Source organism: Paracoccus sp. (in: a-proteobacteria), from assembly GCF_047605025.1.
Classification (GTDB): Bacteria; Pseudomonadota; Alphaproteobacteria; order Rhodobacterales; family Rhodobacteraceae; genus Paracoccus.
On record NZ_JASGGO010000044.1, the window covers coordinates 1 to 22,792 of the forward strand.

Genomic DNA, 22,792 nt, shown 5'->3' on the forward strand with positions numbered 1-22,792 from the left:
GAACGCGGTGCCACGCTAAGGCATCTGGGTGTAGGGGGGCTAACCTTGGCACTGGACGGCCCAATAGCGATAAGTCTCGCAAGAAACTGAACACACAAGAGAAATTTTCGAAGGCATTTGCGAAGGTCGACGGGCCGTGCAGGTCCGGGGGTGAAAGCGAGTGATCTGGCGACTGTGATCACGCATCTGATCGACATCTGGCACGTATCCAGCCGTCATCGCGCAGCATGCTGATAATATTTAAAGAAATCGGCTCTGGTGGACGTAAAGCGAGTCCATACCGGCGCCGGGCATCCAGCTGGAGAGGGCCATCAGAACGAGGGGGGCGAAGCGCTGCCCGAGGCTTTGTTGCGCTATTCTTCTTGAGGCTGCCCGTGTCCCTTTCCCGGCTTGTGTCAGCGCATGCGAACGGTCTCGGGCGTCCCGAGTGACGCGAAGCGGTTCATGAGCGCGATGCGGATTTGAACCGTAATCGGCCGATTGCCACCGCCTGCCTGACTTTGTGTCGATCCGGTATGGGACGTGCATAACGACGTCGTTAGCGACGTGTCTTATGCGGGGTTGAAGAGGGGCTCGGCACACCGGGTGGTACCACCGCCAAGACCATGGCCGCCGGCTATGGCGTCCGGCGTGCGACGCGGCTGCGCCCATGATCGCGACCTGGCCCACATCCCTGCCGCGCCCGGAACGGGATAACTGGTGGCTTCAACCGCAGGATGCCCGCCGCAAGCGCCAGAACGACGCTGGCCCGCCCGGATATCGCCGCCGGTTCTCCTCGGTCGCGAAGTCGGTCTCCATGTCCCTGTTGCTGTCGCAGAACCAACGCGAGACCTTCGATCAGTTCTTTCACAAGACCTGCCAGGAGGGGGCAATCAGTTTCTGGATGTCGGACCCGACCCGAGACGGCTGGCCGCTGACGACCGCGTCGGGCGTGCCGCTCTGGGTCGCCTGCTCCGTCCCGCGCATCTTTGCCCCCGCCATCGCCCTGGGCAGGGTGAATCATGTTCCGCAAACTAGGTCGAGGTCGACTATTTCAGCAGCCTGTTAAATAATAAACCGATCATTCAGTCTTTAGGTGAAATCTGCGTAAGTGAACCTAAATCCGAAAGCGCTACCAATGTTGAAATCATGATCGAAGAAGTGTTAGGGCGACTGATCTTGGTGAACTGGGCGAAGAGCTTAGCTGCGATCTAATCAGGTACGTCTTGACCAGCTTGTCCAGGTTTTCGGTATTGGAGAGCGCGGCAAGGCTGTCCGTGCCCATTACCCGACTGAAGCGTGTCTTCATCTCTGTCAATTGGCGTTCTACTGGCAAGGATGTGAAGCTCGAACTAAGCCCCAGCGCGCTCTCCATGACGAGACGTAGAGGTTTTGATGCAATGATCTGGTACCATTTTGCATTTTCGCTGGAGGTAGAGGATGCAAGCTCTGGCAGTTCTCTTTTGGCGTTCAGCGCCAGTTCGATATCCTGATATCTTTCGCCTATGTTCTTCTCGAAGGATCGAAGGACATAGGCATTCAGGATAGGCTTGCTGTCCTGAGTTGCGGTGGTACTGTCGCTGCCGCCAAAGCCCAATGCCATGTTAAGCTTCAGATATCGCTTGTCGGAGATACGATTCACGAAGCTGGTCTTGTCTGACGGATCTGACTCGAGAACCTTCTTTATGTAAGCCTTGTTGGGTAAATCAGCGTCCAGACCGAAGGCCCGGAGCGCAACCGAAAGAAGCTTGTAATCCTTGACAAAGTATTCGGCCTTCTGAACCGCGGGAAGATTTTTGGAGAAATAATCCTGCGCACTCACGATCTGCCGATCTTTCGCGAAGATGGCTTGTTGCCGTTCCTGGGTTTTTTCCAGGAGTTTCCAGCCAGAAAATCCCCCCGATCCAAGCTGAACATCATAGGTCATGCGGACCTCATGGAAAGTAAACGCTCTTCGCGCGGTAGAAGAGATTTCAGGTGACGCAGGGTCGCGTAATAGTTACTTTCGGCTATGCTTTCGGCTGCAGCCTTCAACAGGCGTGTGCTGTCGGGATCCGAGAAAACCTTGGACAGTTCGGAAAGAGCGAGCAGAATCTGCTCTTTGATCGCATCTTCCTTGGTGTCGCCGGTCAGGATCAGTTGGCAAATGTAACAAAGCCTGGAAACGGGCGTGTCGGCATCATTGGGATGAATCGCATCGCGAAGCCGCAAGATGTTCGCATTGGGCGTCTTGATCGAGATTTTCGTTCGTTTTTCGCCGTTCTCAAGCACGGCGCCGTTGATCAAGATTCGCTCTTTTGGGGCGAGTTTCAGGATCAGTCCGCTCATTTTTCTTCGCCTCCGCGAAGACCTTTCATCACCGACAGATTGATCTCGATCAGGATGTCGGTTTGGCCTTTGCCGCTGAGCACCAGCATGCCGTGGCGCAACACGAAGCCTGAGAGAGATAGTAGGCCGGCCTTGACCTCGTCGGGAAGCCCATTATTGCTTTCAACGAGATCCTTGGCGAAGATCGTCCAGAGCTCGCCATTTTTTGAGACGGCACTTATCGTTTCGGCACTTTCGCAGGTTTTCGGCGCTTTATGAAGCATCCGGGTGATCTTGGAAAGCACGTCATATTCCGTATCTCGCGCACCGCGAAGGACTGGGCTGCCATATGCACGTTTCGAGAAAGACATTACAGCATTCAATTGAGTGTTCCCATACTAGGTTCGATCAACCTTCATGAAAAGAGGGCGCCCAAAGGCGCCCTCAATCCGGTTTTAGCCACGGAACAGCGACAGGATCGCCGAGGGCGCCTGGTTGGCGATCGACAGCGACTGAATGCCCAGTTGCTGCTGGGTTTGCAGGGCTTGCAGACGCGCCGACGCTTCTTCCATATCAGCGTCGACCAGGGCGCTGACACTGAGCTTCAGCGAATCTGCGAGCTTTCCGACGAAGTCTGATTGATCCGCGATGCGCGAACCCTTGGCGCCCAGGGCGGCGACGCCCTCTTTCGCAGTGGTGATAAGAGCCTGGAGATCGGTCAACGCCTGCGCCGCCGTGATTTGGTCGGTGATCGGAGTCAGGGTGGTCATGTCCAGATTCGCTTCGAAGTCGACCGAGTCAACATCGATGGTTGCCGGGGTGATCGCGGTGCCAGCGCGGTCCATTGAGGCCAGAACGGTATAGGTCGCGCCGCCGTTCACGCCGTTGGTGCTCAGCAGGTTGACGCCATTGGTCTGGGTCGTAGAGATGATCGCGGTAATTTGGGCGGACTTTTCAGCGATCTGTGTCTGAATAGTCGCGAATGGCTTGTCGCTGCTGTTCGCGCTTTGGATCAGATCGCTGATGTCTCCCAGCTTATCCAGGATGCTTTCGGCACCCATGCGAGCCGTTCCGACGGTTTCGGAGGCGACGTTCAGGTTTTTCTGAATGATCGAGGCCGAGCTTTGATCCATCTCCATGGTCTTGGCGATCGACCACAGCGCCGCGTTGTCCTTGGCGTTGTTGATGGTCTTGCCGGTCGAGATCTCATTCTGAGTTTTCGACAGGTTTCCGTTGATGTTTTTCAGCGTTTGCAGGGCGACGATGGCCGAGCTGTTGGTCAAAATGCTGGACATATTTTAACTCCAATTCTATGGGATAATTTTATCCCGTTGCAAATATTGGCCATTCTGACCTACGGGGCTTTGCCCGGTGCATCTGAAGCACATGGACGTATCTAAACGTCACTCGTGAACAAAAGCTGAAATCTGACGCTGGCGCAAAGCATTATCACTTGGGATTTTAATCAAAACTTCCGCACCAGCGGAGGGTTCAGGTCGCGGCTGTGCCGGTGGCCCGCCTGATCATAGGTGTCGAGGCGGCTGGTCTGCGCCAGAAGCTCTTTCAACTGCGCGCGGGCCTGGGCCATGCCCTCGGCGGTTGCGGCGGCGGCATCGCGCAATTCAACAAGCTTTCGCGCCAGGATTTCCACCTCGGCGGGCGCGGGCCTGCCGCGCGACCGCAGCGTTTCAAGCAGCTCAAGCGCCCGTTCGGGGTCAAGCTGGGCCAGGGCCTGCCGGGCCTTGCGGATTTCGTCGAACTTCATTTCGCGGCTCCGATCCGGCCTGTCAGATGCAGGTCCAGGCGCCGCGACAGCGCTTGGGCATAGGTGTCGTTCAGCATGCTTGAAAACTGCTCCTCGCCGATTCCGCCGCCGAATTCGCTTTGATCGGGCTTGGGGCCGGAATATTTCAACATCTCGGCCAGAAAAGCTTTCTCAAGCCCGTCGGAGACCTGACTGGCCTTGACCGAGGGCGGGGTCGCTGGGTTGATCGGCGATATTTCCATAAAAAACCTCCTATGCTTCGCTTCCGCAGGCTCTAGCAGGTTCCGGTAAATTTTTTGGTAATCCTGGCGTGCTATCTGCGGCCTGAACCAGTTATGGAAACCGTGATGCAAATAGCCGTTTTCGACAATCTGCCGCCGTCAAGATCCTGCGCCGTTTCTGGAACGAAGGCGCCGGGCAGCGAGGCGTTCGACCGGATCCTGAAGGACACGGCCGGGCCGTCGGCCGATCCGGCGGATGAGGCGGCCGGCGAGGATCGGCAAGATAGCGAATCGACCGATGCCACGGAGACGGGGGCCGCAGTCCAAGCGGTCGAGCAGAGTTCGGCAGCGCCTGCCAGGTTGGCCCCGACCCAGCAGGACGTGGCGTCTTCGGCCCAACAAGGGGATTCGGAGGAGGCCGCCTGCGAGCCGGAGACTGGGGATGCCTTGTCCCGTCTGATCGTGCCCCAGATGCCGCATCTTGAGGAAGCGAACGAGGCGGCGCTGCCCGAAGGCGTTGAAGGGGCCAAGGCGGAAGCCCTTGCCCGATCGGGCGTCTTTGGACAGGGATTGCAGCCGGGGGACCGGCAGGCGCCGCAAAGGCAGGTCGCGGTCGAACGGGCGGGGGCACAGAAACCTTCGGAAGCCGCGCCCGCCCCGCGCGAATACGCCGCGCCCGTGGGGTCGGAACTCGATCCCTCCCCCCTGGATCCGGCATCGCGGGACGGGCCGCAGGAAACGATGATCGCCGAGATCAAGCTGCATCTTGCCCGCGAATCGCGGCAGGAGGCGGTGCAGCCTTCCCATCTGCCCAACTTGCGGCATCATGCCGAGCAGGCGCGCGACATCTCGCGCCAGATCGCCGAGGGTTTGCAGGGCGCGGATCGGAACCGGATCGAGATTACCCTGACGCCGGAGGAGTTGGGCAAAATCAGGCTGGTCATCACCGCCGGCGAAAGGCCCATGGTTTCGGTTCATTCCGACAATGCGGATGTTCTGGATCTACTGCGGCGGAATGCCGATCTTCTTGAACGCGAGTTGCGCGACACCGGATTTGGCGGCGCCTCGCTGTCGTTCGGCGAGAATACCCGCCAGCAGGGGCGCGAGAGGTCCGGCATGGGCCGCGCCGACCTGCCGGTCGAGGCGGTGGAAACAACATTACCCAGCACGCCCCGGCAACAGGCCGGACGACGGCTAGATATTCGAATCTAAAGAGGTATTGCCATGGTTACCAGCATTCAGGGAAGCGGCATTTCGGCGGTCGCGAACAATACGACGCTCTCGAAAGAGACGGAGGCAAGCGGGGGCGATTTCGAAACATTCCTGCGCATGCTGACGACGCAGTTGCAGAACCAGGACCCGTTGAACCCGATGGAAAGCAGCGAGTTCGCGGTCCAGCTTGCGACCTTCTCGGGGGTCGAGCAGCAGGCCAAGACGAATGACCTGCTGACGCAGATGCTGACCAACTCGACCGGGGGCGATCTGGGGCAGTTGTCGCAATGGATCGGGCGCGAGGTGCGGACCACGGCGCCGGTCTGGTATGATGGCGCGCCCTTGACCTTGCAGGTCGAGCCCGAGAGCCAGGCGGATGAGGTTCGGCTGATCGTTCTGGATGCGCAGGGCCGAGAGTTGTCGCGGGAAAGCATCGGCACCGGCTCGGGTGAGGTGGATTGGCAGGGCCTGAAGACGGACGGATCGGCGATGCCCGAGGGGCTTTACCAGTTCCGCATCGAATCGCTCAGGGATGACGAGGTGCTGGCGCGCGGCGATGTGCCCGCCTATTCGAAGGTGACGGGGGCCGAACTGACCCCGGATGGGGCGGTGCTGGTCCTGGAAGGCGGCAATCCGGTCGCGGTGAGCGAGGTGACGGCGCTGCGGCAATAGCGCGGGGGCGATGCCGCGGTTCGAGGGCGCGGCGTTCCGGCTGAAACCGGCGGGCGCGTTCAGGGGGCATGGGCCCCATGGCCGCGCTTTCACAAGGACCCCGCTGCCGGCCTTCAGGGCAGGGCGCCTGGCAGGGGGCACTCCGCCGGTTGCCGCGTGGTCTTGGCCGGCGTTCCGCATGGCGACGATTCACAAGTCATGGACCTGCGGGGGTCCGGGCGTTATGAAGGGATCCACGCTTCGCCCAAGCCCCGAGATACGTGCTTCGCCATGCCTCTGCTTCAAGGCCTTCTGGACGTGCTGGACGCCCTGCGGTTGCGCAAGGGCAGGGCGCTGCTGTTCTTTCTGATGGTGGACGGCGCCCGCTCGCACCGGACCGAGAAGATCGCGGATCTGCTTTGGCAGGATAGCGACGAGCAGAAGGCCTCGGCCTCGTATAGGCAGGCCGTAAAGCATATCCGCCGCGCCATGGAGGAAGTGCCGGGGCCGAGCCTTGACACCAGTATGGGCGAGATCGCGCTTTGCCTGCCCCGGCGCTTCCTGTTGCAGGAAGAGCTTGCCGCCCTGATCGCGGCCCCGGATTTCACCGAACAGACCGGCGCCCGCGCGCGGCGGCTGATCGACACGGCCCAGCAGCTTGAGGGGATCAGCGCCTCGTTCGACAGTTGGCTGGCGATCACACGGGCCAAGATTCTGGCGGCGCTGCGCCAGTCGTTGGACGACCGCCTGGCGCAGCTTGCCGGCGATGACGGCGCCCGCCGCCGGATGGCCGAATTCGCGGTCCAGCTTGAGCCCGCCAACGAAAGCGCCGCGCGACTTCTGATGCGGCTGGACTGGCAGGCGGGCAAGCCCACCCGCGCCATCGAACGCTATAACGCGCTTTACGCGCATCTTGACGAAGCCTTCGACCAGGAGCCCGAGGCCGAGACGGTCGAGCTTTTGGCGGCGATCAAGCTGGACCCGACCGGCGGCGCGCGCCATCCCGCCCAGATCGAGCGCGAACCGCAGGTGACGCTGAGCGTCCAGATGATGCCCGGCGCTGGCGATGGCGGCCCGCTGGAGGCGCTTGCCGGCGTCGTCTTCGCCGATCTGCGCATGCGCCTGGGCCGCTTTCGCGAATGGCGCGTCGTCGATGACGGGACCGAGGCGCCGCAGGTCCGCATCCTGCTGCGGCCCTTCTTTCTGTCCGGCACGCTGCGGCTTTTCGCCGAGGTCCAGCGCGGCGCCGGCGGCCATCTGGTCTGGTCGGAATGGATCGACGAGCCCCAGACCGATTGGGAGCACAAGGCCCGGATGTTGCTGTCGAATATCGCCGGGGCGCTGTCGGTCGTGGTCTCGGACCGCTCGCTGGCGGATCCGGGCGTGGGGATCTATGACGACTGGCTGCGGGCGCAGGCGCTGCTGGACGACTGGTCGCACGAGACCGAGGGCGAGGCGCTGGCGATCCTGCGCGAGATCACCGCCCGCGCGCCGCGCTTCGGCCCGGCCCATGCCGAACTGGCCGGGGCGCTGAACGTGCGGCATGTGCTGCTGCCCGGCACCTTCCAGACCGACGACCTGCGCCGTGATGCGATGCATCATGCCATCGTGGCGGTCTCGGCCGATCCGATGGACACGCGGGCGCATCGCGTGCTGGCCTGGTGCTTTTGCCACATGGGCTATTTCGATCTGGCCGATTTCCATTTCGACCAGGCGCTGAACCTGAATCGCAGCAATATGCTGACGCTGGTTTCGGCCGCGCTGGGCTTTTCCTTTACCGGCGACCTGGCCAAGGCCGCCGCGCTTGTGGCCGAGGCAAAGTCCCATGCCCCGGCGATGGAGCCGTTCCACCAGATCTACCTGGCCGCCGCCGATTACCTTCTGGGCAATCACGAGGCCGCCGCCCGACAATGCGAAAAGGGCGCGGGCCTGATGCCCACGGCCGGGGGCTGGCATGCCGCGGCGCTGTGGCGGATGGGCCGCACCAAGGAGGCGGCGCTGCGGCTGGATGCCTATCTGGCCGAACTGCGCCGCTCGTGGCATGGCCCGCCCAAGCCGGGGGACGCCGATCTGCTGGACTGGTTCCTGTCGGCCTTTCCGCTGCGGCATGAAAACTGGCGCGAGGATCTGCGCCAGGTCCTGGACCAGGTGGATCAGGCGCGCGGCCTGATCCGGCACTAGCGGCACATGTTCGTGGCATAGATCCCGACCGAGCGGTGGAAGGCGCGCAGCGGGCTTGCCATGATCTCGTTCTTGATGTCGCGCGCGGGCTTGCCATTCGGATCCTTGAATACCGAGCGGTCGCGGATGGCCTTGTCCACATGCGTCTCAAGCGCCGCTTGCAGGGCCGGGGTCCAGCCATCCGGCTTCTTGCCGGCGAATTCGCGCACGATTTCAAGGATCTCATCGCGCATGCTGGCCAGCATCAGCGCATGGTCAAGCTCATATGAGAGAGGTGGGCGAAAGCCCTCGGCCTGGCCCTGGGCGCGCAGCAGCGCATCCGTGATCCCCAGCGTCTCGTCCGAGGGGACGACCAGGACGCGGGTGTTGCGGTCGGGCTTTCTCTTGCTGCGGCGCCGGGTCTCGAACTCGATGCGGACGCTGGTATTGGCCAGGATCAGGTCGCGCTCGACCTCGGTCAGCACGGCGTCGCCGCTTTGGGTCGAGAAGTCCTGCACCATCAGCGCGTGCTTGACCTGCGCTTCAAGGGCCGCAAGCTCGGCCTTGGGGACGTTGGCCTTGCCGCGCGCCGACAGATCGACCATCAGGCGGCCGATGAATTCGACGTTCAGGGCCTCGCCATCGGCGCCCTTCTTGGTGCTGATGGTGCCGTCCTTGTGCAGCCAGGCGCCGGGCTGATCGACCTCGGCGCCGATGATGATATATTTCGTTCCTGTCATTTTGTCTTCTCCATCCGGGTCAGATTAAGCAGGTCAAGCATGCCGGTCGGTCGCGGCAGCGCGGCGGTGCGGCGGGTTTCGCGGGCCAGGACGACGCGCCGCGCCGCGCCCAGCACCGAGGCCATCAGAAGCGCGCTGCCCAGAGGGCCGAAGCCGCCCAGCCGGCCGTGAAGCTGCGCCTCGACCATCAGGAACTGGAACAGTGGTCCCCAGCGCAGCGCGGCGGTGTCGATGCGGATGGGCGAGGCGGGAAAGGCCGCGTTGAAATCCTGCGCCAGCCGTGCCGGTGCCAGCCGCGCAGGCCAGTCGCCGGGCAGGGCGGCGATGGCGGCCTGGATCGCTGTGCTGCCGGGGCGCATCGGATCAAGCCGGACCGCCGCGTCATTGTCCAGCGCCATCACCGCCGCCGCCCGCACCGGCGCGCGCAATTCCGAGGCCACGCTGGCCGACAGTCCGGTCATCGGCCCTTCGGGCAGGGTGCCGAAGAAAAGCGCCCAGTCGATCTGCCAGGCGGCCTCGGCCTCGCTGATATCGTAACCGCGCTTCAGCAGCTTGCCCAGGTTATGCACGCCCGAGCGTCCCAGCGGATAGGCCGCCAGCGGCAGGCCGTGGAAGCTGCGGCACAGCCCGGCCAGCAGCGAGGTCTCGCCCAGCTCCCAGACGGGGGGCAGGGCGGCCGGGTCCAGCGCCGCGATCTGGGGATGCAGGAAGCGCGGCAGCAGGTCGTCGCGCAGCACCGCGTGCCAGACCCGCACGACATGGGCGCGGGCCTGGCAATAGGCGGTCAGCGGGTCCAGCCCCTGCGTCATCAGCCGGCGGGCGCAAAGGTTGTGGAACTGCATCCAGGCCACGGCCAGTTCGTGCAGCATCAGGGAATCGCGGTTCCGCTCGTCATAAAGGGCGCGGATCGGGCGGGGGTCGGCATCGGACAGGCTGTCGCGCCCCCGCGCATAGATCCGCGCCAGTCGCGCGCCGGGGGTCAGGCGAAACAGCATCGTCTCGGGGTCGTAGATATGGGCCAGCAACGAGGGACCGGGACCGTAGATCGTTTCCAGCGTCAGCGGATTGTCGATCAGATTATAGAAGGGCGCGCGCCGCCCGCCCGCCTGGTCCACATAGGGCACGGCGTCGCTGGGCGTGCTGGATCCGATGTCATGGCCCATCAGTTGCGCCAGATAGGTATAGCCCGAGGGGATATGCGCGACCTGTGCCAGGCAGGCCGCGCGCCAGTCGCGGGTGGACCATTCCAGCACCTCGGGCAGGCGCGGCGCGACGTGGCGGCGGTCGTCCTCGGGCAGAAGCGGCGCGGGATCGGCGCCCTGATCCGGCGCCGCCCTGGTATCCGGGGGGACGGCGCGCAACGCGATCCGGCCTGGCGCGCAGCCCATCGGACAGCCGATCATCACCGAGGGTTCCGACATGGGATGGCTCCTATAGATAAGGCAGGCCGGTTTCCCGGCTGAAGCGGGGCGGGGGCGTGTCCGGGCGGCAAAGCCAGACCTCGATTTCGCCCCCCGGCAGCAGGTCGCATAGATGCGGGGGGCGGTCGAACCAGTCCAGATCACGGCCTTCGACGGGCGGGCCGGGGACGACCGGGGGCTGGTCGGGGAAAAGCTGGGGGCCGCGCCGGGCGAAGTCGCGGATGCGGTCCTGCACCGACTGATAGGCGCCGTCGCTGCCATGCGCGCGCGCGGCCAGAAGCTCCATCAGGTTCAGTTCCATCAGCAGAAGCTCGCGCAGGGCCTTCTCGGCGGCGCGCGCCGGATCGCGATGGACGCCATAGCCCAGCACCGGGTCCTGACGTTCAAGGCTCATGCTGCGGGCGATGACCACATGCGGGCCATGGCCCATCTCGATCAGCCAGAAATCGGTCGGCCGTTTCAGCGCCGCGCCGCGCCGGGCGCGGGCCAGAAGCTCGGCGGTGCCGCTGTGCAGCAGCCAATGCGGCGCGATGGGCCGCGCGGGGGCATGGCCCAACCACCAGGCGGCGACGGCGCGCCGCTCATGTGCCTCGCAGATGGCGGAGGCGCGGGCCTCGGCAGGGTCGGCATGGGCGGCGATGCCGTCGCGGGTCGCCTCGAAGTTGTCGCCCTGGGCCTGCATCCGCGCCAGCGCAAGCAGCTCCGCCGTTTCACCGATGCAGCGGTCATAGGCTTCGGCCCGGCTCAACCCGGCGCCGCTGGCGGTCTGGCCTTGGCCGGTCAGCGCCTGAAGGATCGAAAGACCCGGCGCGAGGAAATTCTCGCGCCAGTCAAAGCAACGCCAAGAGGCGGCAAGTTCGTCCCCGGCAAAAATCCGTTTCGTCATCAACGCATGCAAACCTTCGAAAGGGGTGGGTGCCACCCCCTTCTAGGCGACCGGCGTGATCGCGATGTGAATTTCCGGGCGGAGGGGTCTAGCCCAGTCCCAGCTTGCCGCGCAGCGTCGCCAGATCCTCGGCCAGGGTGTTGACCTTGGCGGCCAACACATTGCGGTCCGCGTCGCTCAGTTCCTCATACGAGACGTATTTGCCATCCGCGTCGCGATATTTGGCCAGCACCTCGTCCACGGCCTTGAAGTTGCCGTCCACCTTCTCGACGAAAGCGGCGTCCTGCGGCGCCACGAGCGGGCGGAACAGGTCGTAGATCTTTTTCGAGCCGGCGAAATTCGCGTCGAAATCCCAAAGATCGGTGCGCGAATAACGGTCTTCCTCGCCCGAGATCTTGGTCGCGGCCACTTCCTCCATCAGCGCGGCGGCGCCCCCCACGACGACCTCGGGCGGGAAGGTCAGCGCGTTGATGCGTTCGTTCAGGGTCTTCACGTCGGCCAGCAGACCGTCGGCCAGCGCGTCAAGCCCCTTGGTCGAGCCGTCATGCCAAAGCCCGTATTCGATGCGGTGAAAGCCGGTGAAGGCCGGGTCCGCCTCGGCCTTCTCGTAATCGTCGGCGCGGGCGTCGATCGACACGTCCAGGTCCGAGAACAGTTCGGCGATCGGCTCGATCGCCTCGTAGCTGGTGCGGGTGGGCGCGAAAAGCGCCTTGGCCTTTTCCGTGTCGCCCGCCTTGATCGCGGCGGTGAAGGTCTCGACATCCGAGACCAGCTTCTCGGTATGCTCGGCCACATAGATCTTGTATTCGGCCAGCGGCTCCACAAGCTCCAGCGAGGGTTCGGCCGCCATGGCCGCGCCAGCCCAGCAGCCGGCCAATGCGAAGGCAAGCGCCGTCGATTTCAGTTTCGTCCCGATCATTGTCATGCTCCGTCTAGGGGTTCGGGTTCGGCTTGACGGGTCACGCCCGCCTGGCTGCTTCGACAAGGCCCGCGCCCAGATAATCCTGTGGGCCGGACGCGCCCGGCGGGGCGAAGAAATAGCCCCCGCCGACCGGTTTGATATATTCTTCCAGCGGCTCTCCGTTCAGCCGCTCCTGCACGGTGATGAAGCCCTTTTGCAGATCGGCCTGCCAGGCGATGAACAAAAGCCCCTGATCAAGCTGGCCGTTCTTCAGTGCGCCGCGCGAATAGTTGAAGGGGCGGCGCAGGATGCGGTTTTCATCGCTGGCCGGGCTGCGCGGATTGGACAGGCGGATATGGCTGTCCATGGCGATGTGCTTGCCTTCGGGGTCTGTCGCGTAATCGGGTGTGTCGTGCTCGGTGGCATGCGGCCCGGCGCCCAGGGGCGCGCCGCTCATCTTGGCGCGGCCGAAGATGCGCTCCTGCTCGGCCAGGGGGGTGCGGTCCCAGCGTTCGACCATGTTGCGGATGATCCGCACCGCCTGATAGCTGCCGCCATGGGTCCAGGCGGGCTCCTCGGCGCCCGAGGTCCAGACCAGTTCGTCCATCAGCGCCCCATCGCGCGAATCGGGATTGGCCGAGCCGTCGCGGAAGCCCAGGAAGTTCCGCGCGCTGGGGGTCGAGCCGTCGGGTGCGGGCGGCACCGGGGGCACGCTGCCCTCGACCATCCAGCGCAGCACCAGAAATTCGGACAGGTTCTTCACCACGTCCCGCAGCGCATGGATGTTCGTGTCCTGCAAATTGGCGCAGAATTGCAGCGAGACATCGCCATGGCACTGATCCGCCTCAAGCGCGTCGTTGGGGAATTGCGTCATCCGTTGCAGCCGCGCCGGCTTCAGGGGGGCAAGCTGCGGAAGGCCGGCAAAGAAGCTGTCGCCCAGGCCCAGGGTGATGGTCAGGCTGTCGGGCGCGACGACCGGACCCAGCAGGCCCGAATCGGCGGGGGGCAGCTTTGGGTCGCGCTCCTCGACCGGGCCGCCCTGGGTCAGGAAGGCCATGCGGGCGGTCAGGCGGCGCAGCATCGCCTCGACCTCATCAAGCGACGAGGCGACCAGATCGAAGCTGGCGAGCAGCCCCGAGGCGGGGCGCGGCGTGGTGATCCCGGCCTGATGCGGGCCGTGGAAGGGCACGGATTGCGCCGCCGTGTCGGCATGGCCCAGGGGCGCGTCATCGACCTTGCGGGCCGGCGCGGCGGGTTCGGCGCGGGCGGCGGCGGCGCCCAGGGCGCCGGCCCCCAGTCCCAGAATCACGCGGCGTCGGTCGGGGCCTTGGTCGCGGCGCATCTCAGTTCATCCCGATCACGGGGCGCAGCTTGCCCAGATCCGCCGCCAGCGCGGCCAGATCCTGTGCGAACCCCTGGCGCTGCTGGGCCGGAACCTGGTCATAGGGCCGCCCCTGCATCGCGGCGACGGCTTCCTCGGCGCGTTTCTGCGCGGTCTGGATCCGGTCATGCAGCGCGGGGTCGACGCTGGCCGCCAATTGGCCCAGAAGCCCGGTCAGCTTGCCGATCCCCTCGACGCTGGCCTGGAAGTCCTGCGGATCGTTGCCGGCATAGGCGTTCTCGCCCTGCGGCACCTGCGCTTCGGCCAGCCGGGTCGCGGCGGGACCGGGCAGGTCCAGAAGCAGCGCCGGGTCCAGGGGCATTTCTTTCAGCCGCTTCGCCAGTGCTTGCAGATCGGCGACCAGTTTTTCGGCCACCGGGGCCAGCCCCTGGGTGCTGCCCTGCCGGAAAAGGCCGTATTCCAGTCGGTGATAGCCGGTGAAGCCGGGATCCTCCTCGCGCCGCGCCAGATAGGCCGCGCTGGGATCAATGGCGTTTTCCAGGTCCGAGAGCCGATAGGCCATCGGCTCGATCCGGCGATAGGGCAGCCGTGCCTTGGCCCAGGCGGCGCGCGCGGCCTCAAGGTCGCCCGAGGCGATGGCCGCCTCAAGCGCCTGCGCCGATTTCACCGCCGCATTGCCCTGCATCACCAGATAGACGCGATATTCCGACAAAGGCCCCAGGAACCGCTTCAGCGTCACCTCCGAGGCCGCCGCGCTCGCCTCGTCCGAGGGCGTCACGGTCAGCGTGCCCCTGGGGTTCGACAGCAGGCCGCAGGTCATGTCGTAGCGCCCCGGCTGAAGCTGCGCCTCAAGCCTGGCGCTGAAGCCGGGGGCGATGTTCTCGCGCTCGGCCACGACCATGACGCCATCCACGATCTCCCATTCGATGGGGCGGTCGCTGGCATTCTGGATCTGAAAGCTGCGCCGCCCGCCCGCCACGGTGACGGTATTGGGCTGGCATTCCGTCGCGGTGACGGTGATCTGCTGATCGGCATCCGGGGTATCCGCCGCCTGCCGCCGCGACGCCTCCCAGAAGGCGGCGCCGCCGGCGACCGCCAGGGCCGCCGCGCCCAGGATGGCGATATAGATGGCGCGAGAGGGGGGATTGCTCATTTGCGGGCCAGGGCCTCGGATCGGGGCAGGCGCGGGGACGCCGGGCGCAGGAACAGGGTCAGGGTGACGACCAGGAAGACCGCCCAGGCCACGAACTCGCCCACCGAGGGTGCCTCGCGATAGCCGAGCAGGCCGGAAAGGACGGTGCCCAGCGGGCTGGATTCGGGCAGGATGCCGCTAAGATCGTAAAGCGGGGCTTGCAGGCTGTTCCACAGCCCCGCCTCATGCAGCGCCCTGAGCGAGCCGGCGAACAGCCCGGCCGCGACCAGGATGATGAAGATCCCGGTCCAGCGGAAGAAGCGGCGCAGGTCGATGCGCAGCGAGCCCGCGTAAAGCGCCCAGCCCGCGCCGATGGCGGCCACAAGACCCAGCCCCGCGCCGATGGGGGCGCCGGCATCGCGGCTTTGCTGAAAGATCGCCAGCAGGAAGAACACCGATTCCAGCCCCTCGCGCGCGACGGCCAGAAACACCATGCCGATCAGCGCCCAGGTGCCCGCCGCGCCGGAACGCCCCAGCGCATGATCGACCGAACTATGCAGCTCGGCCTTGATCGAGCGCGCGGCGCGGCGCATCCAGAACACCATGCCCACCAGCACGGCGACGGCGATGAGGCCGATCACCGCCTCGAACAGTTCCTGCGCCTTTTGTGGAAAGCTGGCGCTGGCCAGTTGCAGCGCCGCGCCCGCGAAAAGCGCCAGCGCCACGGCCAGAAGCACACCCACCCAGATGGCGGGCAGCCATGCCTGGCGGCCGGTCTGGCGTAGATAGGCCGCGATGATGCCGACGATCAGGGCCGCTTCCAGCCCCTCGCGCAGCATGATCAGAAACGGTGCAAGCATCTGCCTGTCTGTCCCCCAACATGGTTGTCGTGGTGCAGGTCCGACGCCGGGCGGAAAGCGTGCGGAAGGGCATCGCGGCAAGTCGCCGCCTGAAAGCGGCGTCCCTTTGAATAGCTGCCCGACTCTTTTTGTCAATCCGCCCCGGAGGGCTTATCCGCGGCCATGTGGCGCATGCCAGTCGATGACCGGATTGATGGGGATGATGCGGTTGGGGTTGATGGTTGCGTGGCTATGGTAATAGTGCCGCACGATATGGTTGAAATCGACCGTCTCGGCCACGCCGGGCCATTGGTAAAGCTCGCGCGTCCAGGCCCAGAGGCTGGGATATTCCCGCAGCCATTTCCGGTTGCATTTGAAATGCATGTGATAGACCGGATCGAAGCGGACCATCGTGGTGAAAAGCCGCCAATCCGCCTCGGTCAGGCGATCCCCGGTCAGGTAGCGGTTTTCCGCCAGCAGCCCGTCAAGCCAGTCCAGCGCCTCGAACAGCGGATGCACGGCCTCGTCATAGGCGGCCTGGCTGGTGGCGAAGCCGGCCTTGTAGACGCCATTGTTCACCTGATCGTAGATCCGGGCGTTCAGCGCCTCGATCCGTCCGCGCAGCGGGGTGGGGTAATAGTCGTCGCGATTGCCGGTCAGCCCGTCGAAGGCGCTGTTGAACATGCGGATGATCTCGGCGCTTTCATTGCTGACGATGCAGTCGCGCCGCTTGTCCCAAAGCACCGGAACCGTCACCCGCCCCGAGGCTTTGGGATCGGCCTTCAGATAGAGCTCGCGCAGATAGTCCAGGCCGAACAGCCGGTCCCCGGTCGCGGCGGGGAAATCGCGCGCGAAGGTCCAGCCCTGCTCCATCATGTCGGGATGAACGACCGAGACCCCGATATGCGGCTCCAGCCCTTTCAGCGCGCGAAAGATCAGCGCGCGATGCGCCCAGGGGCAGGCCAGCGAGACATAAAGGTGATAACGCCCGCTTTCCGCCCCGAAGCCGCCCTCGCCCGAGGGGCCGGCGCCGCCATCCGGGGTGATCCAGTTCCGCCAGGCGGTGGTCGTGCGCTGAAAGCGCCCTCCGGTGCTTTCGGTATCATACCATTGGTCGCGCCAGACCCCTTCGATCAATTGGCCCATGCCGTCACCTTCCCGCTGCCGCTATGCAAGCAAGCGCGTCGGGGCGCGTTTGTCCATGGCTCTTCAGTCCCAGGGCGCGTGCAGCAGGTCCAGCGGGATCTTCAGATAGCGACGGCCATTCGGGCCGGGTTCCGGCAGGCGGCCGGCATTGGTGTTGATCTGCAAGGCGTGCAGGATCAGCCGGGGCATGGGCAGCGAGCGGTCGCGCGCTTCGCGCGCCGCGATGAATTCCGCTTCGGTCGGGCGGTGCGAAAGGTGAATGTTCGCGGCCCTTTGCTCGGCGGGGCTGGACTGCCAGGCGGGCGGGCGGCCGCCGGCGCGATAGTCATGGCCGGTAAAAAGCCGCGTCTGGTCCGGCAGGGCCAGAATCGCCTGGATCGAGTGCCACAGCGCGCGGGCGCTGCCGCCCGGAAAATCTGCCCGCGCCGTGCCGCTGTCGGGCATGAACATCGTATCATGCACGAAGGCCGCGTCGCCGATCACATAGCTGACCGAGGCGAGCGTATGGCCCGGCGACAGCATGACCCGCACGGGGATCTTGCCCAGCATGAAGCTGTCGCCATCGCTGAAAAGCCGGTCCCATTGTCGGCCATCGGCGGGAAAGTCTGGCAGGTCATAGAAATCCTTCCACAGTTTCTGGACCTCGACCACCTTCGCGCCTATCCCGATGGGGACGCCGGTGCGCCGCCGCAGGTAGTCGGCGGCGGAAAGATGGTCAGCATGCGGATGCGTGTCCAGCACCCATTGCAGCGCATAGCCCCGCTCGTCCACGAAGCTTAGAAGCCGTTCGGCCCGGATTGTGGCGGTGGCCGCCGATTTCTCATCGTAATCCAGCACCGGGTCGATGATCGCGCAATGGCCGGTGGCGGGATCGGCCACCACATATTCCACCGATCCGCTGCGTTCATCGTAAAAACCCGTCACCTCGGGCACATGGGTCATGGGACGGGTCTTTCAACTTCTGCCGGAATATCCTTCCTCAATACCAGCCATAACTTGGAATAAAAAGGAAAATAACTGCCAATTATCGGAAATATCTTCCAGAAATCAGATCTGTTTTAGAAACCAAATCTCTCGCGCGGCCTGTGCGAAAGGGGGCTTGCGCCCCCGTTCAGTCATTCGATCTCGACCAGCAGATCCTTTGCGTCGATACCTTGTCCCGGGGTGACATGGACGGCCTTGATCACGCCCTCGCGGTCGGCATGGATGCCGGTTTCCATCTTCATGGCCTCGATGGTCAGCAGCAGGTCGCCCGGACTGACCTTCGCGCCCGCCGTCGCCGCGACCGAGGCGACCACGCCCGGCATGGGCGCGCCGATATGGCCGTCGTTCGCGGGATCGGCCTTGGGTCGGGCCGCGGTCTGCGACTTGATCAGGCGGTTCGGCACCCGGATCACGCGCGGCTGGCCGTTCAGTTCGAAAAACACCTTCACTTCGCCCTGATCGTCGGTCTCTCCCAGGGTTTGCAGGCGGATTTCCAGCGTCTTGCCGGGGTCTATCTCGGCCGAGATCTGTTCCCCGGCCTCCATGCCATAGAAGAAGGTCCGGGTGGGCAGGGTGCGGACGGGGCCATAGGTCTCGTGGCGCGCCATGTAATCGGTGAAGACCTTGGGATACATCAGATATCCGTTCAGATCCTCGTCATCGACCGGCAGGCCCAGATCCTGGCCGAGCTTGGCGCGCGTGGCCTCCAGGTCGACCGGCGGCATCGAGGCGCCGGGCCGCGTCAGCAGCGGTTCCTCGCCTTTCAGGACCTTCCTTCGCAGCGCCTCGGGCCAGCCGCCGGGGGGCTGGCCCAGATTGCCGCGCATCATGTCCACCACGCTGTCGGGGAAAGCCACCTCGACGGCCGGATCCTCGACCTGGGCGCGGGTCAGGCCCTGGGCCACCATCATCAGCGCCATGTCGCCCACCACCTTGGAACTGGGCGTGACCTTGACGATGTCGCCGAACATCCGGTTCACCTCGGCATAGGCATGGGCCACCTCGTGCCAGCGGTCCTCAAGCCCAAGGCTGCGCGCCTGGGCCTTGAGGTTGGTGAACTGGCCGCCGGGCATCTCGTGCAGCCAGACCTCGGAGGCGGGGGCCTGCAAGCCGCTTTCGAAGGCGGTGTAATGAACGCGGACCGCCTCCCAATAGTTGGACATCTCGCGGATGGCGTCGATGTCCAGGCCGGTGTCGCGATCCGTCAGGCGCAGCGCCTCGACGATCGAGCCCAGGCAGGGCTGCGAGGTATTGCCCGAGAACGCGTCCATGGCGCAATCGACCGCATCGACGCCGGCGGCGGAGGCCGCAAGGATCGTCGCCCCCGCGATGCCGCCGGTGTCATGGGTGTGAAGATGGACCGGCAGGCCGACCTCTTCCTTCAGCGCCTTGATCAGCACGCTTGCCTGGGCGGGCTTCAAAAGCCCCGCCATGTCCTTCAGGCCCAGCACATGCGCGCCGGCGTCGCGCAGTTCGCGCGCCATGGTCAGGTAATATCGCAGGTCGTATTTCGCGCGGTCCGGGTCCAGCAGGTCGCCCGTGTAGCAGATCGCGGCCTCGCAGATCTTGCCGGTTTCTATCACCGCGTCCATGGCGACGCGCATGTTCTGGGTCCAGTTCAGGCTGTCGAAGACGCGGAACAGGTCGATGCCGGTCTCGGCCGCCTGGCGCACGAATTCCCGCACCACGTTATCGGGGTAATTGGTGTAGCCCACGCCGTTGCTGGCCCGCAGCAGCATCTGCGTCATCAGGTTCGGCATCGCCGCGCGGATGTCGCGCAGCCGCTGCCAGGGGCATTCCTGCAAGAAGCGGTAGGCCACGTCGAAGGTCGCGCCGCCCCAGCATTCGACGCTGAGCAGGCCGGGCAGGTTCGCGGCATAGGAGGGCGCGGCCTGGATCATGTCGATCGAGCGCATCCTGGTCGCCAAAAGCGACTGGTGCCCGTCGCGCATGGTGGTGTCGGTGATCAGCAGGTGCTTTTGCGCCAGCATCCAGTCGGCGACGGCTTGCGCGCCCTGGGCTTCCAGCAATTGGCGCGTGCCGGGGCGCGGCGCGGCGCGCAGCTTGGGTGCGACGGGCGCGCGCGCCTCGGCCGGGGGGCGGGGGCGGCCCGCCGTCTCGGGATGGCCGTTGACGCTGATGTCGGCGATATAGACCAGCAGTTTCGTCGCACGGTCGCGGCGCTTTCTGAACGCGAACAGGTCCGGCGTCGTGTCGATGAACTTGGTCGTATAGCCGTCATCCAGGAATGTCGGATGCTTCAGCAGGTTGATGACGAATTCGATGTTCGTCGCGACGCCGCGCACGCGGAATTCGCGCAGCGCCCGGTCCATCCGCGCGATGGCCTTTTCCGGCGTCTGGGCATGGGCGGTCACCTTGACCAGAAGCGAATCGTAGAAGCGCGTGATCACGCCCCCCGCATAGGCCGTGCCGCCGTCCAGCCGGATGCCGTTCCCGGTGGCCGAGCGGTAGGCGGCGATGCGCCCGTAATCGGGGATGAAATTGTTCAGCGGATCCTCGGTCGTGACCCGGCATTGCAGGGCGTGGCCGTTCAGCCGCACCTCGGCCTGGCTGGCCACGCCGGTCGCCTGGGCCAGGGTCGCGCCCTCGGCGATCAGGATCTGGGACTGCACGATGTCGATGCCGGTGACCTCCTCGGTCACGGTATGCTCGACCTGGACGCGGGGGTTCACCTCGATGAAATAGAACGCCTCGCTGTCCATATCCATCAGGAACTCGACGGTGCCGGCGTTCTGATAGCCGACGGCGCGCCCGATCTTCAGCGCCAGTTCGCAGACCTCGGCGCGCTGTGCGTCGCTCAGGTAGGGGGCGGGGGCGCGTTCCACGACCTTCTGGTTGCGGCGCTGCACGGTGCAGTCGCGTTCATACAGGTGGTAAAGCCCGCCATGGCTGTCGCCCAGAAGCTGCACCTCGACATGGCGGGCGCGCAGGATCATCTTTTCCAGATAGCCCTCGCCATTGCCGAAGGCGGCCTCGGCCTCGCGCCGGCCCTCGCGCACCTTCTCGGGCAGTTCCTCGGGGCCCGTGATCGGCCGCATGCCGCGTCCGCCGCCGCCCCAGCTGGCCTTCAGCATCAGCGGATAGCCGATCCCGGCGGCCTCAAGCTTGATCGCCTCCATGTCGTCGCCCAGAACCTCGGTCGCGGGGATGACGGGCACGCCCGCCCCCATCGCGACCTTGCGGGCGCTGGCCTTGTCCCCCAGCGCGCGCATCGTATCTGCGGTGGGACCGATGAAGGTGATCCCGGCCGCCACGCAGGCATCGACGAAATCGGGGTTCTCGGACAAAAGCCCATAGCCGGGATGGATCGCGTCCGCGCCGCTTTCGCGCGCGACCCGGATGATCTCGGGGATCGACAGATAGGCCGCGACCGGACCCAGCCCCTCGCCGATGCGGTAGGCCTCGTCCGCCTTGAAGCGGTGCAGGCCAAGCTTGTCCTCCTCGGCATAGACCGCGACGGTCTTCTTGCCCAGCTCGTTCGCCGCCCGCATCACGCGGATCGCGATCTCGCCTCGGTTCGCTATCAGGATTTTACGGAACATCTGTTTCCCCAGGGTTCACAGGACCGGATCAGCTTAGCGATGCTGCGTTGCGGCGCAAGCACTCGCATCGCGCATGTCACCCCGGATCGGCTTCCCGGCGCAGATCGCGAAAGAACTCTTGCAGCATCCGGCGCGATTCCGTAGCGCCGATGCCTTCGACCACCTCGGGACGGTGGTGGCATTGCGCATGGGCATAGACCCGCGCGCCGTGCCGCACGCCACCCATGCGCGGGTCGTCCGCGCCGTAGTAAAGCACCTGGATCCGCGCGGCCGAAATCGCGGCGGCGCACATCGGGCAGGGCTCCAGCGTGACCCAAAGCCGCGCGCCGGGCAGGCGTTCGCTGCCCAGTTTCGCGCAGGCCGCGCGAATCGCCAGGATCTCGGCATGGGCGGTGGGATCACAAAGCTCGCGCGTGCGGTTCCCGTCCGCCGCCAGCACCTTGCCCTGGGCCGAGACCAGCACGGCGCCCACGGGCACCTCGCCCCGCAGGGCGGCGGCGCGGGCCTGGTCCAGTGCCTGGGGCATATGCGACAGAAACGGCATCCGGGCTTTTTCGCCCAGGCGCGCGGGCCGCGCAAGAACCGCTTTCAAAGCCGGGTCAATGCGCGTAGAGATGCTGCTTTGCCGCCGCAGAGATGCGCAGGAGATCGCGATGACCGAAGACAGCCCCCAGAACCCCCAGAACCCTCAGGTCGAGCGTATCGCCAAGATGATGGCGCGCGCCGGCGTCGCCAGCCGCCGCGAGGCCGAGCGCATGATCCTTGAGGGCCGCGTGACCGTGAACGGCGCAAAGATCGACAGCCCGGCGCTGGACGTGCTGCCCTCGGACCGGATCGTGATCGACGGCAAGCGCATGGACGAGCCGCAAGAGACGCGCCTGTGGCTTTATTACAAGCCCCTGGGCCTGGTGACGACCGAAAGCGACGAAAAGGGGCGTCAGACCGTTTTCGACGCATTGCCGCGCGATCTGCCTCGGGTGATGTCCGTGGGGCGGCTGGACCTGAACTCCGAGGGGCTGCTGCTTCTGACCAATGACGGCGAGTTGAAGCGCCGGTTGGAATTGCCCACGACTGGCTGGCTGCGCCGCTACCGCGTGCGCGTGAACGGCACGCCCAACGACCTGACCTTTGCCTCGCTGCGCCGGGGCGTGACCATTGATGGCGAGGATTTCGCCCCGATGGAGATCAATCTCGACAGTCAGCAGGGCGCCAATGCCTGGCTGACCGTCGGCATCCGCGAGGGCAGGAACCGCGAGATCCGCCGCGCCATGTCCCATGTCGGGCTGACCGTGAACCGGCTGATCCGCATCGGCTATGGCCCGTTCAAGCTGACCGGCCTCGAGGAGAACGAGGTCCGCGAGGTCAAGCGCAAGGTGCTGCGCGACCAGCTTGGCGGTCTTCTGACCGGAGAGCCCGAGGAAAAGCCCCGCGATTTCCGCGAGCGCGGCGCCGGGCGCGGTGATGAGGGGGATCGCAGGCCCTACGGCAAGCCCTTTGCGAAGCGTGAGGACGGTGATCGCAAGCCCTTCGCCCGCCGCGAGGA

Annotated in this window: 22 protein-coding genes; 5 read left to right on the plus strand and 17 right to left on the minus strand. The window is 65.1% G+C overall.

Going from position 1 to position 22,792, the window contains the following annotated elements:
* Positions 1-649: 649 nt before the first annotated feature.
* The gene (locus QM682_RS17760) at positions 650-1,048 is read left to right on the plus strand and encodes a hypothetical protein (RefSeq protein WP_415132163.1); all 399 of its coding nucleotides are present in this window, start codon (positions 650-652) and stop codon (positions 1,046-1,048) included.
* 78 nt (positions 1,049-1,126) lie between these two features.
* On the opposite strand, the gene QM682_RS17765 is transcribed toward QM682_RS17760, so the two are convergent.
* The 6 genes from QM682_RS17765 to QM682_RS17790 all read right to left on the minus strand — a co-directional run bounded on the left by QM682_RS17765 (position 1,127) and on the right by QM682_RS17790 (position 4,293).
* Positions 1,127-1,906, minus strand: coding sequence for a DUF1217 domain-containing protein (locus QM682_RS17765; protein ID WP_415132165.1), 780 nt, complete (start codon positions 1,904-1,906; stop codon positions 1,127-1,129).
* Complete coding sequence (flbT, locus tag QM682_RS17770) at positions 1,903-2,307, minus strand: flagellar biosynthesis repressor FlbT (RefSeq protein WP_415132167.1); 405 nt, start codon at positions 2,305-2,307, stop codon at positions 1,903-1,905. The genes QM682_RS17765 and flbT overlap by 4 nt, the downstream gene beginning before the upstream one ends.
* The gene (locus QM682_RS17775) at positions 2,304-2,657 is read right to left on the minus strand and encodes a flagellar biosynthesis regulator FlaF (protein ID WP_415132169.1); all 354 of its coding nucleotides are present in this window, start codon (positions 2,655-2,657) and stop codon (positions 2,304-2,306) included. Before QM682_RS17775 ends, flbT begins: the two co-directional genes overlap by 4 nt.
* A gap of 84 nt (positions 2,658-2,741) precedes the next feature.
* On the minus strand, positions 2,742-3,581 hold the full coding sequence (locus tag QM682_RS17780; RefSeq protein WP_415132171.1) for a flagellin: 840 nt from the start codon (positions 3,579-3,581) through the stop codon (positions 2,742-2,744).
* Positions 3,582-3,751: 170 nt separating this feature from the next.
* Entirely contained in the window at positions 3,752-4,051 is a 300-nt protein-coding gene (locus QM682_RS17785) for a hypothetical protein (protein ID WP_415132173.1), read from the minus strand.
* Positions 4,048-4,293: a hypothetical protein gene (locus QM682_RS17790; protein WP_415132175.1), complete on the minus strand. Its 246-nt coding sequence runs from the start codon at positions 4,291-4,293 to the stop codon at positions 4,048-4,050. Before QM682_RS17790 ends, QM682_RS17785 begins: the two co-directional genes overlap by 4 nt.
* Before the next feature lie 426 nt (positions 4,294-4,719).
* On the opposite strand from QM682_RS17790, the gene QM682_RS17795 reads away from it, so the two are divergent.
* The 3 genes from QM682_RS17795 to QM682_RS17805 all read left to right on the plus strand — a co-directional run bounded on the left by QM682_RS17795 (position 4,720) and on the right by QM682_RS17805 (position 8,316).
* The gene (locus tag QM682_RS17795; RefSeq protein WP_415132177.1) at positions 4,720-5,484 is read left to right on the plus strand and encodes a flagellar hook-length control protein FliK; all 765 of its coding nucleotides are present in this window, start codon (positions 4,720-4,722) and stop codon (positions 5,482-5,484) included.
* Positions 5,485-5,496: 12 nt separating this feature from the next.
* Positions 5,497-6,156, plus strand: a complete 660-nt coding sequence (locus tag QM682_RS17800) for a flagellar hook capping FlgD N-terminal domain-containing protein (protein ID WP_415132179.1) — start codon at positions 5,497-5,499, stop codon at positions 6,154-6,156.
* Between the two features lie 270 nt (positions 6,157-6,426).
* Positions 6,427-8,316 carry an AfsR/SARP family transcriptional regulator gene (locus QM682_RS17805; protein ID WP_415132181.1) on the plus strand — a complete coding sequence of 630 codons (1,890 nt, stop codon included), beginning with the start codon at positions 6,427-6,429 and terminating at the stop codon, positions 8,314-8,316.
* Here QM682_RS17805 and QM682_RS17810 read toward each other — a convergent pair.
* The 11 genes from QM682_RS17810 to QM682_RS17860 form a co-directional block, all read right to left on the minus strand.
* Complete coding sequence (locus tag QM682_RS17810) at positions 8,313-9,035, minus strand: hypothetical protein (RefSeq protein WP_415132183.1); 723 nt, start codon at positions 9,033-9,035, stop codon at positions 8,313-8,315. The two genes, QM682_RS17805 and QM682_RS17810, sit on opposite strands and share 4 nt — an antisense overlap.
* Entirely contained in the window at positions 9,032-10,456 is a 1,425-nt protein-coding gene (locus tag QM682_RS17815; RefSeq protein WP_415132185.1) for a hypothetical protein, read from the minus strand. Before QM682_RS17815 ends, QM682_RS17810 begins: the two co-directional genes overlap by 4 nt.
* Positions 10,457-10,466: 10 nt before the next feature.
* A complete protein-coding gene (locus tag QM682_RS17820; protein WP_415132187.1) occupies positions 10,467-11,342 on the minus strand; it encodes a YcaO-like family protein in 876 nt (291 codons plus the stop codon).
* Between the two features lie 88 nt (positions 11,343-11,430).
* The gene (gene efeO, locus QM682_RS17825) at positions 11,431-12,261 is read right to left on the minus strand and encodes an iron uptake system protein EfeO (protein ID WP_415132189.1); all 831 of its coding nucleotides are present in this window, start codon (positions 12,259-12,261) and stop codon (positions 11,431-11,433) included.
* Positions 12,262-12,301: 40 nt separating this feature from the next.
* Positions 12,302-13,585, minus strand: coding sequence for an iron uptake transporter deferrochelatase/peroxidase subunit (gene efeB / locus QM682_RS17830; RefSeq protein ID WP_415132191.1), 1,284 nt, complete (start codon positions 13,583-13,585; stop codon positions 12,302-12,304).
* 1 nt (position 13,586) lies between these two features.
* On the minus strand, positions 13,587-14,738 hold the full coding sequence (gene efeO, locus QM682_RS17835) for an iron uptake system protein EfeO (protein WP_415132193.1): 1,152 nt from the start codon (positions 14,736-14,738) through the stop codon (positions 13,587-13,589).
* Complete coding sequence (gene efeU, locus QM682_RS17840) at positions 14,735-15,577, minus strand: iron uptake transporter permease EfeU (RefSeq protein WP_415132195.1); 843 nt, start codon at positions 15,575-15,577, stop codon at positions 14,735-14,737. The genes efeO (QM682_RS17835) and efeU overlap by 4 nt, the downstream gene beginning before the upstream one ends.
* Before the next feature lie 150 nt (positions 15,578-15,727).
* Complete coding sequence (locus QM682_RS17845; protein ID WP_415132197.1) at positions 15,728-16,702, minus strand: glutathione S-transferase family protein; 975 nt, start codon at positions 16,700-16,702, stop codon at positions 15,728-15,730.
* A 63-nt stretch (positions 16,703-16,765) separates the two neighbouring features.
* Positions 16,766-17,644 (minus strand): MBL fold metallo-hydrolase, encoded by an 879-nt coding sequence (locus QM682_RS17850; protein WP_415132199.1) that lies wholly within the window; start codon positions 17,642-17,644, stop codon positions 16,766-16,768.
* Between the two features lie 173 nt (positions 17,645-17,817).
* A complete protein-coding gene (locus QM682_RS17855; RefSeq protein WP_415132201.1) occupies positions 17,818-21,249 on the minus strand; it encodes a pyruvate carboxylase in 3,432 nt (1,143 codons plus the stop codon).
* Positions 21,250-21,325: 76 nt separating this feature from the next.
* Entirely contained in the window at positions 21,326-21,793 is a 468-nt protein-coding gene (locus QM682_RS17860; RefSeq protein WP_415132205.1) for a nucleoside deaminase, read from the minus strand.
* Between the two features lie 109 nt (positions 21,794-21,902).
* On the opposite strand from QM682_RS17860, the gene QM682_RS17865 reads away from it, so the two are divergent.
* The coding region (locus QM682_RS17865; protein ID WP_415132203.1) for a pseudouridine synthase at positions 21,903-22,792 on the plus strand (890 nt) is incomplete at its 3' end.